At 65.9% G+C, this 10,512-nt stretch carries 10 protein-coding genes; 8 read left to right on the forward strand and 2 right to left on the reverse strand.

Annotated features, from left to right (window positions below; all coding sequences use genetic code 11):
- From VC212_RS09405 to VC212_RS09420, 4 genes are all read left to right on the forward strand, one after another.
- Nucleotides 1–525: a hypothetical protein gene (locus VC212_RS09405; protein WP_055849184.1), complete on the forward strand. Its 525-nt coding sequence runs from the start codon at nt 1–3 to the stop codon at nt 523–525.
- A gap of 606 nt (nt 526–1,131) precedes the next feature.
- Nucleotides 1,132–3,141: an ATP-dependent DNA helicase gene (locus tag VC212_RS09410; RefSeq protein ID WP_323515454.1), complete on the forward strand. Its 2,010-nt coding sequence runs from the start codon at nt 1,132–1,134 to the stop codon at nt 3,139–3,141.
- A 32-nt stretch (nt 3,142–3,173) separates the two neighbouring features.
- A complete protein-coding gene (gene tsaB / locus VC212_RS09415; RefSeq protein ID WP_323515453.1) occupies nt 3,174–3,899 on the forward strand; it encodes a tRNA (adenosine(37)-N6)-threonylcarbamoyltransferase complex dimerization subunit type 1 TsaB in 726 nt (241 codons plus the stop codon).
- The gene (locus VC212_RS09420) at nt 3,896–4,813 is read left to right on the forward strand and encodes an ADP-ribosylglycohydrolase family protein (RefSeq protein ID WP_323515452.1); all 918 of its coding nucleotides are present in this window, start codon (nt 3,896–3,898) and stop codon (nt 4,811–4,813) included. Before tsaB ends, VC212_RS09420 begins: the two co-directional genes overlap by 4 nt.
- A gap of 221 nt (nt 4,814–5,034) precedes the next feature.
- On the opposite strand, the gene VC212_RS09425 is transcribed toward VC212_RS09420, so the two are convergent.
- Both VC212_RS09425 and gshB read right to left on the reverse strand, forming a co-directional pair.
- Nucleotides 5,035–5,910, reverse strand: a complete 876-nt coding sequence (locus VC212_RS09425; protein ID WP_115528647.1) for an energy transducer TonB — start codon at nt 5,908–5,910, stop codon at nt 5,035–5,037.
- Nucleotides 5,907–6,857, reverse strand: coding sequence for a glutathione synthase (gene gshB / locus VC212_RS09430; RefSeq protein WP_323515450.1), 951 nt, complete (start codon nt 6,855–6,857; stop codon nt 5,907–5,909). Before gshB ends, VC212_RS09425 begins: the two co-directional genes overlap by 4 nt.
- A gap of 237 nt (nt 6,858–7,094) precedes the next feature.
- Here gshB and pilG point away from each other — a divergent pair, with 237 nt between their 5' ends.
- The 4 genes from pilG to VC212_RS09450 are packed head-to-tail and all read left to right on the forward strand — an operon-like array spanning nt 7,095 to nt 10,482.
- Nucleotides 7,095–7,496 (forward strand): twitching motility response regulator PilG, encoded by a 402-nt coding sequence (gene pilG / locus VC212_RS09435; RefSeq protein WP_005913706.1) that lies wholly within the window; start codon nt 7,095–7,097, stop codon nt 7,494–7,496.
- A gap of 17 nt (nt 7,497–7,513) precedes the next feature.
- Nucleotides 7,514–7,876 carry a response regulator gene (locus VC212_RS09440; protein WP_006450735.1) on the forward strand — a complete coding sequence of 121 codons (363 nt, stop codon included), beginning with the start codon at nt 7,514–7,516 and terminating at the stop codon, nt 7,874–7,876.
- The gene (locus VC212_RS09445) at nt 7,876–8,406 is read left to right on the forward strand and encodes a chemotaxis protein CheW (RefSeq protein ID WP_046962985.1); all 531 of its coding nucleotides are present in this window, start codon (nt 7,876–7,878) and stop codon (nt 8,404–8,406) included. The genes VC212_RS09440 and VC212_RS09445 overlap by 1 nt, the downstream gene beginning before the upstream one ends.
- A gap of 39 nt (nt 8,407–8,445) precedes the next feature.
- The gene (locus tag VC212_RS09450) at nt 8,446–10,482 is read left to right on the forward strand and encodes a methyl-accepting chemotaxis protein (protein ID WP_323515448.1); all 2,037 of its coding nucleotides are present in this window, start codon (nt 8,446–8,448) and stop codon (nt 10,480–10,482) included.
- Nucleotides 10,483–10,512 lie beyond the last annotated feature (30 nt).

Below are 10,512 nucleotides of genomic sequence, written 5' to 3' on the forward strand. Positions count from 1 at the left end.
ATGATCCGATTGCACCGCCTTGTTGTCCTGATCGGCGTGCTCGCCGCAGTCACTGCCTGCGTCAGTGCGCCGCCCGCGCCGCCGCCGACCCCGGTGGACCCGACCACGCCCACCCAACGGCTGTTGCTGATCGAACGCGAAGCCGGCGTCGACGACACCGAGTTGTCGGTGCAGCCGCTGCGCGACCCGCAGGTGGACGATCTGCGCGAGAGCGCCAAGGCCAAGCGCCAGGCCGGCGATCTGCCCGGCGCTGCGGCGGCGCTGGATCAGGCGCTGGGGCTGGTGTCCGGCGACCCCGCGATCCTGCAGGAGCGTGCTGAAGTGGCCGTGCTGCAGGCCGATTGGCCGGCCGCCGAACGCTTTGCCAACCAGGCGGTGGAGCTTGGCTCCAAGACCGGCCCGCTGTGCCGTCGCCATTGGGCCACCATCGAACAATCGCGGCTGGCGCGTGGCGAAAAGGAAAATGCCGCCTCGGCCAAGTCGCAGATCGCCGGCTGCACCGTGCCGGGTGTGAAGCGGTACTGAGTGCGGGTGGCACCGGTTGCGCTGCCAGCAGTGCGACCGGCTTGGCTGGCTGCGTCATGCGCGGTTGGGCGAGTAGTTTCGTAAGCGGGCCTCTCATAGGTCACTCGATAACAGCACCCTCTGCCTCGTCCGCAGCAGGTCTGGTGTTCGAGTGGTATGCGTTTGTGGTTGCGTGCCTTTGGCCGCTTCTGGGTGATGTGTGGCCACGCGCGTGGCATGGGCAATCTGCCTTGTTGTCTGCAAGTCGCGGATGCATGCCAACCAAACCGCTGGGTGACGAAGGTTGCATCGCCGATCGGGATGCAATCTGTGTCCGGATGGAGCAGGGCATCTGTAGCGAGAAGAACGCAACAGCGTGTTGGAGTCCACGGATGACGCAGCGATCAGCGCGCACCAACTGCATCGAAGGCGCTTGATCCTCGCTGGCAATCGGCATCAGCCGCGCATGGCACAACGCAGCTGTAAAATCGATGCATCCCCCTCTCACGTCTGCCGCAGTCGCCTTACGGCGATGAAGTGTTTACTGACTGCTGCAGACCCGATCCAGGCAGCATCACCGCGCACGCGCTAGGCTGTCGTGCTTCTTCTTCCGCATTCGTCGGTCTCATGTCCCAACTTGCCACTGCCAGCATCGAGGCGCTCAGCGAGGGCGGGGCGCTTGCGCGTCAGCTCGATGCGTTTGCGCCGCGCGATGCGCAGTTGCGCCTGACCGGCGCCATCGCCGAGGCGTTCGAACAGCGCGACGTGCTGCTGGCCGAGGCTGGCACCGGCACCGGCAAGACCTATGCGTATCTGGTGCCGGCATTGCTGTCCGGGCTCAAGACCATCGTCTCGACCGGCACCCGTGCGCTGCAGGATCAGCTGTTCCACCGCGATCTGCCGCGCGTGCGCGCCGCGTTGGGCATCGGGTTGCGCAGTGCGTTGTTGAAAGGTCGCGCCAATTACCTGTGCAAATACCGCACCCAGCAGGCACGCGGCGAGCCGCGCTTCGCCACGCCCGAGCAGGTGTCGCAATTCCAGCGCATCGTGGCCTGGAGCGGACGCACCCAGTACGGCGACATGGCCGAGATGGAAGCCTTGCCGGACGATTCGCCGCTGCTGCCGATGGTGACCTCCACCGTCGACAACTGCCTCGGCACCGAGTGCCCGTTCTACAGCGAGTGCTTCGTGGTGCAGGCACGCCAGCGTGCGCAGGCCGCCGATCTGGTGGTGGTCAATCACCATCTGCTGTTGGCCGATCTGGCGCTCAAGCAGGAAGGCTTCGGCGAGATCCTGCCGGGCGCGCAGGCCTTTGTCATCGACGAAGCGCACCAGCTGCCGGAGCTGGCGGCCAATTTCTTCGGCGAAAGTTTCGGTATGCGGCCGTGGCAGGAGCTGGCACGTGATTGCATGGTCGAAGCGCGTCTGGTCGCCGGTGCTCAGGCCAGTCTGCAAGAGCCGATCCTCGCCCTGGACGAGGCCTTGCGCGGCCTGCGTGCCGGCATGGAAGGCCTGCCGCCGCGCGGTACGCAATGGCGTGCACTGGCCAAACCGCAGGTGCGCGAAGGGTTCGATGCGGTGCTGTCGGCATTGGCGCGCTTGGGCGAATCGCTGCTGCCGTTGCGCGAGGCCTCACCGGGATTCGATGGCTGCACCGCACGTGCGCAGGAAGCGCTGAACCGCTTGTCGCGCTGGCTGGGCGAAGACGTGCCGGTGGCGGATTTTGCCCAGGATCTGCCGGAACAGGCCGTCGACAACGATGTGCTCTGGTATGAGCTCAGCCCGCGTGGATTCCGCTGCCAGCGCACGCCGCTGGACGTGTCCGGGCCGCTGCGCGAGCACCGCGAAAAATCACAGGCAGCCTGGGTATTCACCTCGGCCACGCTGGCGGTGGGCGGCGAGTTCGACCACATCGCGCTGCGATTGGGCTTGAGCGACCCGGTGACCTTGCTGCAGCCCAGTCCCTTCGACTGGGAACGTCAGGCGTTGTGCTACCTGCCACCCAATCTGCCCGATCCGGCCGCGCGCGGTTTCGGTACCGCCTTGATCGCGGCGTTGACTCCGGTGCTGGACGCCTCCAACGGCCGTGCGTTCTTGTTGTTCGCCTCGCACCGCGCGCTGCGCGAAGCGGCCGAAGCATTGCGTGGTGCGCCGTGGCCGTTGTTCGTACAGGGCGAAGCGCCGCGCGCCACGCTGCTGCAGCGCTTTCGCGATTCTGGCAACGGCGTGCTGCTGGGGTCGGCCAGTTTCCGCGAGGGCGTAGACGTGGTCGGCGATGCATTGAGCGTGGTGGTGATCGACAAACTGCCGTTTGCCGCGCCCGACGACCCGGTGTTCGAAGCACGCCTGGATGCGATCCGCCGCGACGGCGGCAACCCATTTCGCGACGAGCAATTGCCGCAGGCGGTCATCGCGCTCAAGCAGGGTGTTGGGCGGCTGATTCGCAGCGAGACCGACCGCGGCGTGCTGGTGCTGTGCGACCCGCGCTTGGTGAACAAGAGCTACGGACGCACTTTCATGAAGTCGCTGCCACCGTTTGCACGCACGCGTGAAATTGCCGATGTGCGGGCGTTTTTTGGCGTCTCCGCGCCGCTGGGCGACAATGCCGGATTGACGTTGCCGTTCGGCGACGGCTGATCTTTCTCCTTACTTCCTGCTGCGGTCCTGCCATGAACGTTCTCGCATTCGAAACCTCTACCGAAGCCTGTTCCGTCGCGCTGTCCGTAGGCGGGCGCATCATCGAGCGTTTCGAACTGGCGCCACGTCGCCACGCGGAACTGGCGTTGCCGTGGGCCGAGCAGTTGCTGGCCGAAGCCGGCATCACGCGGCGCCAGCTCGATGCGATTGCGGTCAGTCGTGGGCCCGGCGCGTTTACCGGCGTGCGCCTGGCTATCGGCATCGCGCAGGGCATTGCATTGGGTCTGGATCGACCGGTGCTGGCGATCTCCACGCTGCAGGTACTGGCGCTGCGTGCGCCTGCCGATGCCACGCATGTGCTGGCCTGCATCGATGCGCGCATGGGCGAGGTGTATGCCGGCGTCTTCGCGCGTCATGGCAATGGGTTTTTGGAGCTGGCGCCGGAAGTGGTTTGCACACCCGATACGCTGGTCGTGCCTGAAACACTGCACCGCTTCGCCGGAGTGGGCACCGGGTTCGCTGCCGCCGATGGTCTGCTGCAGCGGCGTTTCGCAACGCAGTTGAGCAGCGTCGATGCCAGCGCCTTGCCGCACGCCGCCGACCTGCTCACGCTGGCGGTACCGGCGTTGCAGCGCGGCGAAGGCGTGGCGCCGGAACGCGTGGAACCGGCCTATCTGCGCGATAACGTCGCGCTGACGCTGGTCGAGCAACAGGCCGCACGTGCAGCGAAGGCGGCCGCAGCGTCAGCCGCGCCATGACACGCGGCGATAGCGAACGCGCGCGGTTTCGCGGCTGTCTGCTGGGTCTGGCGGTCGGCGATGCGCTTGGCACCACGCTGGAATTTTGCGCGCCAGGCAGCTTTACCCCGATCGACGACATGCGCGGCGGTGGCCCGTTCGCACTGCGTGCCGGGCAATGGACCGACGACACCTCGATGGCCCTGTGCCTGGCGCACAGCCTGCTGTATCGGCACGGATTCGATGCCGCCGATCAGATGAATCGCTACTGCAACTGGTACCAGCACGGTTACCTCAGCAGCACCGGCACCTGTTTCGATATCGGCGGCACCGTGCGGCAGGCGCTGGAGCGGTATCTGGATGGCGGACCGGCCTTCAGCGGCAGCGAGGACCCGCGCACGGCCGGTAACGGCGCGTTGATGCGGCTGGCGCCGGTGCCGATGTATTACGCGCATCGCCCCGATGAATTGGGCGCGCGTGCCGCCGACAGTTCGCGCACCACGCATGCCGCCGCCGAAGCGCTGGATGCCTGCCGGCTGTTCGCGTTGCAGCTGCGCGCTGCGCTGCTCGGTGGCGAGCGTCATGCGGTGCTGCAGACGCAGTGCGACACCCTGGTGACGCCGGCAGTGCGCGCATTGGCCGCGCGCGACCACGCGTCCGTGCCCGCGGCGCAGATCCGCGGCACCGGCTACGTGGTCGATTCGCTGTCGGCCGCGCTCTGGTGCTTCGCCACCACCGAGACGTTCGCCGATGCGGTGCTGCGCGCAGCCAACCTGGGCGACGATGCCGACACCACCGCTGCGATCTGCGGCCAGTTGGCCGGCGCGTTCTACGGCGTCGACGGCATTCCGGCCGCTTGGCGCGAGCGGGTGCAGGATGCTGCCGAGATTGTGGCATTGGCCGACCAGTTGCATGCCGCAGCGCAGGTGGCCTGACTTACGCGGGCGACCCCTTGGCTGAACGCGCTGGCGGCCGCAGCCGGCTGTGATCGTTGTCAATGCTCCGCTCAATCAACGCGGGCAACGCGATCGCGCAGGCCTGCAGGTCGCACCCGCCTGAAGGCACGCCGCACCAGCCCAAGGGTGAAAATCCGCATCGTGCCCGAACCGCAACACCTCGCATGGCGCGCACAGGTCGGTCGCGTCCCACCACACCTTCAGCGGTCGTCGTGCAGCTCGCCGCCGGGCAGGAACAACCAGGTGCGCGTGACTTCCAGAATATCCACGTCGTCCTTGGTCCTGGGCAGGGGCGGGAACGGCTGGGCCAGCTGCACCACGCGCAGCGCGGCATCGTCCAGCGCCGGCACGCCGCTGGAGATCAGCACGCGGCTGCTTTCCACGCTGCCGTCGCGGCGTACGCCCACGCTGATGACCACCTTGCCGCCCAGTCGGCGCCGACGCGCGTCGTCCGGATAATTCAGGTTGCCCACGCGCTCGGCGCGATCCACCCAGGCGCGCAGATAATTGGCGTAAGCGTATTCGCGGGTACTGGCCGACACGAACTTGCGGTTCGGGCGCTTGGCGTATTGCTCCGAGCGCAGATGCACTTCGGCCGCAAGCCGGGCCATTTCCGCATCGCGCTGCACGCGTTGCGCATCGGCCGGGGTGAGCGGATCGGTCTGCGGATTGGGTTGTGGCGTCGGCACCGCCTGCTCGCCGCGACGGCTGCTCACCACGCGGGTCTGGGTCGGCTCCGGGGCCTGCACGCTGGTCGCGCGCTGCGCCTGTGGGGCAAGCCCGGTGCGGTCCTGCGGCACCACGCCAGGCTGGCTATCGCGCGGGCGCTGGGCGGTGTCATGGTTGCCGCCGCCCTGCTGGTTGGCCTGGGCCAGGAAGTCGGCCTGCTTGGGCGTCAACGGCGTGCTGGTCTGGCTGAAGATCACATCCAGCGTCGGTACCAGCGGCGCGTCTTCGCTGATCGTAAAACCCACGCCCAGGATCAGCGCGGCGTGCAGCAACAGCGAGATCACCAGCATCGCACTCAGGCGCTGGCGCTCGTCCATCGCAGCAGGCAGCGCCGCGGCCGTGCTCATTGCGCGGCGCCGGCCTCGATCGCGTCGAACAGCAGCCCGGCGATGTTCAGGCCGAACTGCGCGTCCAACTCGCGCACGCAGGTGGGGCTAGTTACGTTGACCTCGGTCAGGTAATCGCCGATCACGTCCAGGCCGACAAAGCGCATGCCGCGTCGACGCATTTCCGGGCCCACCTGTGCGGCGATCCAACGGTCGCGCTCGGACAACGGCCGGCCTTCGCCACGCCCACCCGCGGCCAGATTGCCGCGGAATTCATCGCCCTGCGGAATCCGCGCCAGGCAGTAGTCCACCGGCTCGCCATCCACCAGTAGGATGCGCTTGTCGCCGGCGGTGATGTCGGGGATGAAGCGCTGCGCCAGGGTCAGCTTGCGGTTGCCGTCGGTCAGCGTCTCAAGGATTACATTGAGATTGGGGTCGCCGGTGCCGCTGCGGAAGATCGAACGCCCGCCCATGCCGTCCAGCGGCTTGAGCACCGCCTGTCCATGTTCCAGTACGAAGGCTTTCAGCGTCGCCGCATCGCGGCTGACCAGGGTCGGCGGGCAGCACTGCGGAAACAGCAGCGCCGCCAGCTTCTCGTTGTAGTCGCGCAGGCCCTGCGGGTCGTTGACGATGTGCGCGCCGGCGCGCTGCGCCACGCTCAACACCTGGGTGTCGTAGACGAACTCGGCATCCACCGGCGGATCCTTGCGCATCAGCACCACCTGGCCGGGGCCGAATGCCAGTTCGGCGAACTCGCCCAGGGTGAACCAGCCGGCTTTATCCTCGCGTACGCTCAGTGGCGCGACCTGCGCCACCGCGCGGCCCTCGCGCAGGCTGAGCCCGCCCGGACGCACGTAATGCAGGCGATGACCACGGCGCTGGGCTTCCAGCAGCATGGCGAAGGTGGTGTCTTTGGCGATCTTGATGGAGGCGATGGGATCCATCACCACAACGACGTCGAGCAACATGGGGCTAAACCTTTCGAACAAGCTGCCGATGGTAACTTCAAGCGGTGGGCGATGGCGTGTCTGGCGGGTCGCAAATGCGCGACTTGCCGGTCCGGACGCACCCAGACGCGGTCGGAACGTCCGCCTGGCGGGGGCCCGGCAACGCGCCCTTGACAGTCAATGCGGGTCTTGGGATATACATGCAGTTTCGTAGCGACGTCGGAAGGGATGAAGCGTTGCGCGTCCGGGGATATTTGCATGAGTGAAAACATTGCTGCGGGTGGGGAACTCGCAGGACTGAAGGTGATGGTGATCGATGATTCGAAGACCATTCGCCGCACCGCCGAAACGCTGCTGAAGCGGGAAGGTTGTGAAGTAGTGACAGCGACGGATGGTTTCGAGGCACTGGCCAAAATTGCGGACCAGCAACCTCAGATCATTTTCGTCGACATCATGATGCCGCGCCTGGATGGGTACCAGACGTGTGCGTTGATCAAGGGCAACCAGCTCTTCAAGTCGACGCCGGTGATCATGTTGTCTTCCAAGGATGGCCTGTTCGACAAGGCACGCGGCCGCATCGTCGGCTCCGAGCAATATCTGACCAAGCCATTCACCCGTGAAGAACTACTGAGCGCGATCCGCACGTACGTCCACGCCTGACCAGGGGGAAAGGCAACATGGCTCGAATTATATTGATCGAGGACTCGCCCACCGATCGGGCAGTCTTCAGTCAATGGCTGGAAAAAGCTGGCCATACGGTTGTCGCCACCGACAACGCCGAAGCGGGACTTGAGCTGATTCGCAGCCAGGCGCCCGATTTGGTGTTGATGGATGTGGTGCTGCCCGGCATGAGCGGCTTCCAGGCAACGCGTGCACTTGCACGCGACCAGGCCACCAAGGACATCCCCGTGCTGCTGGTCAGCACCAAGGGCATGGAAACCGACAAGGCCTGGGGTTTGCGACAAGGTGCCAGCGACTACATCGTCAAGCCGCCGCGCGAAGACGATTTGATCGCACGCATCAAACAACTGGTGCGTTGATGCGTTCTCCATTCGATATTCTTGAAGACTACGAGCGTCGTAGTCTTGCGCATGCCACGCCGCTGCCGGAACGCCAGTTCTCGGTCGATATCTGGCGTGGTGTCGGCTACCGGGTCGGTACCCGGCGACTGGTGTCGGATTTCCGCGAAGTGGCGGAAATCGTGCCGATGCCGCCGGTGACGCCGGTGCCCGGCGGGCAGCCTTGGTTGCTGGGCGTGGGCAACCTGCGCGGCAATCTGTTTCCGGTGATCGATCTGAAGCAGTTCCTGGAGGGCCGTCGCACGGTGCTGCAGGAAGGCCAGCGTGTGCTGATCATGCGTCAGAGCGGCGGCGACGTCGCGCTGACCATCGATGAGCTGTACGGCCAACGCAGCTTCGAACAGTCACAGGCGGTCGAGCCCGGCGAGTTGGCCCAGGGCCGCTACGCGCACTTTATCGACCGTGCCTTCCGCAACGAGACGCAGGACTGGGGTGTGTTCTCCCTGGCGTTGCTGTCGCGCACTCCTGAATTCCGGCAGGCCGCGGCCTAAGCCGCGACCCCGCCACGTCATACAGATCGAGGTCGAACCATGAGTACCGCCCCGGACGCCCGCAAGACCAACAAGCTCGGCAGCGTCAGCACCAGCTTCTGGCTTGGCTTGCTGGTGTTGTCGATGATCGTGTTTGGCGCCAATACCGGCGTCGCGACCTGGCAAGGCAGTCGTCTTGCCGGTGCCGGCACCGGCGCGGCCGACTTGCAGGTGCTCTCGCAGCAGCTGGCCAACCAGGGCCGCGAAGCGGTGTCCGGCGATGCCAAGGCGTTTGCGGCCTTCAAGGAAACCAAGGGCCGCATCGACAGCACTGTGAGCGAACTGGATGGCCGTTACGGCCAGGAAGGCTCGGTGGCCAGTTCGATGGCGCAGCTCAAGGCAACCTGGGTGCCGCTCAGCAAGAACGCCGACCAGGTCATCGCCAGCGAACCGGCGGTGCTCGGTCTGGCCGGCAACGCCGAACGCTTTTCCGGCAACGTGCCGCAGCTGCAGGCGCAGTTGAATGAAGTGGTGCGCGCGATGACGGTCAGCGGCGCACCCGCATCGCAGATCTACAACACGCTGCAGCAGGTCGTGGTTGCCGGCACCATGGCGCGTCGGGTGACCGAAATGCGCGCCGGTGGCGCCAATGCCGCCGCCTCGGGCGACGCGCTGGCACGCGACTCGGTGGTGTTCACGCAGATGCTGGAAGGCCTGCGCGCAGGTAACGAAGAAATGGGCATCGCCGCGGTGCGCAACCCGGCCGCGTTGTCGGCGCTGGAGCAGTCGCAGGCGCAGTGGACGACGATGAAGAAGGACATCGACGCCATCCTCGCCACCTCGCGCAACCTGTTCGCCGCGCAGTCGTCGGCCGCCGCGCTGACCGCCGGCTCCAACAAGATGCTGGACGACAGCAAGAAGCTGTTCGATGCGTTCTCCGCCTTCGGTTCGGTGCGCGATACGCGCCTGTTTCCGAACTTCTGGCTGGGTGTGGTCTCGGGCCTGATCGCGTTGCTGGCCATCGTCGGTTTCGTGTGGAGCTCGGTGCGCGTACGGACCCGCGAGCAGGACGTGCGCTACCAGGCACAGGTGGAATTCAACAGCCGCAACCAGCAGGCGATTATGCGGTTGCTGGACGAAATCAGCTCGCTCGGTGAAGGCGATCTGACCGTCAAGGCCTCGGTGACCGAAGACATGACCGGCGCCATCGCAGACGCCATCAACTACGCCGTGGACGAGCTGCGCCACCTGGTGACCACCATCAACGACACCTCGGCCAAGGTGGCCGTGTCGACCCAGGAAACCCAGGCCACTGCGATGCAGCTGGCCGAAGCCGCCGGCCAGCAGGCCAACCAGATCACCACCGCGTCCGAGCGCATCAGCGAAATCGCTGCCAGCATCGAACAGGTGTCGCGCAACTCCACCGAGTCGGCCGAAGTGGCGCAGCGCTCGGTGGTCATCGCCGCCGAAGGTGCTGGCGTGGTGCGCGAAACGATTCAGGGTATGGACCAGATTCGCGACCAGATCCAGGAAACCTCCAAGCGCATCAAGCGCCTGGGCGAATCGACCCAGGAAATCGGCTCGATCGTGGAACTGATCAACGACATTTCCGAGCAGACCAACATCCTGGCGCTCAACGCCGCGGTGCAGGCGGCCTCGGCAGGCGAGGCCGGTCGCGGTTTCGCCGTGGTGGCCGACGAAGTGCAACGCCTGGCCGAACGCACCTCCGGTGCGACGCGCCGGATCGAAGGCCTGGTGCAGACCATTCAGGCCGATACCAACGAGGCGGTCAGCTCGATGGAGCAGACCACCTCCGAAGTGGTGTCCGGTGCACGCCTGGCCGAAGACGCCGGCACCGCGCTGACCGAAATCGAGCGCGTGTCCAACGCACTGAACAACCTCATTAAGAACATCTCCATCGCCGCACACCAGCAGTCGGCGGCGGCGACCGATATCACACAGACCATGGGCGTGATCCGTCAGATCACCAGCCAGACATCGCAGGGTGCGGAACAGACGGCCGACTCGATCGGCAACCTGGCTCAGCTCGCTGCCGATCTGCGCCGTTCGGTCGCCGACTTCAAACTGCCGGCGTGACCACGACGCGGAACGGGAAAGGATCAGCAG

Source organism: Xanthomonas sp. WHRI 8932A (genome assembly GCF_035012785.1).
Lineage (GTDB): Bacteria > Pseudomonadota > Gammaproteobacteria > Xanthomonadales > Xanthomonadaceae > Xanthomonas.

Bases quoted from the DNA above. Each gene is read 5' to 3' on its own strand.
- VC212_RS09405 (WP_055849184.1), top strand. From the start codon at position 1: ATGATCCGATTGCACCGCCTTGTTGTCCTGATCGGCGTGCTCGCCGCA.
- VC212_RS09410 (WP_323515454.1), top strand. From the start codon at position 1,132: ATGTCCCAACTTGCCACTGCCAGCATCGAGGCGCTCAGCGAGGGCGGG.
- tsaB (WP_323515453.1), top strand. From the start codon at position 3,174: ATGAACGTTCTCGCATTCGAAACCTCTACCGAAGCCTGTTCCGTCGCG.
- VC212_RS09420 (WP_323515452.1), top strand. From the start codon at position 3,896: ATGACACGCGGCGATAGCGAACGCGCGCGGTTTCGCGGCTGTCTGCTG.
- VC212_RS09425 (WP_115528647.1), bottom strand. From the start codon at position 5,910: ATGAGCACGGCCGCGGCGCTGCCTGCTGCGATGGACGAGCGCCAGCGC.
- gshB (WP_323515450.1), bottom strand. From the start codon at position 6,857: ATGTTGCTCGACGTCGTTGTGGTGATGGATCCCATCGCCTCCATCAAG.
- pilG (WP_005913706.1), top strand. From the start codon at position 7,095: ATGAGTGAAAACATTGCTGCGGGTGGGGAACTCGCAGGACTGAAGGTG.
- VC212_RS09440 (WP_006450735.1), top strand. From the start codon at position 7,514: ATGGCTCGAATTATATTGATCGAGGACTCGCCCACCGATCGGGCAGTC.
- VC212_RS09445 (WP_046962985.1), top strand. From the start codon at position 7,876: ATGCGTTCTCCATTCGATATTCTTGAAGACTACGAGCGTCGTAGTCTT.
- VC212_RS09450 (WP_323515448.1), top strand. From the start codon at position 8,446: ATGAGTACCGCCCCGGACGCCCGCAAGACCAACAAGCTCGGCAGCGTC.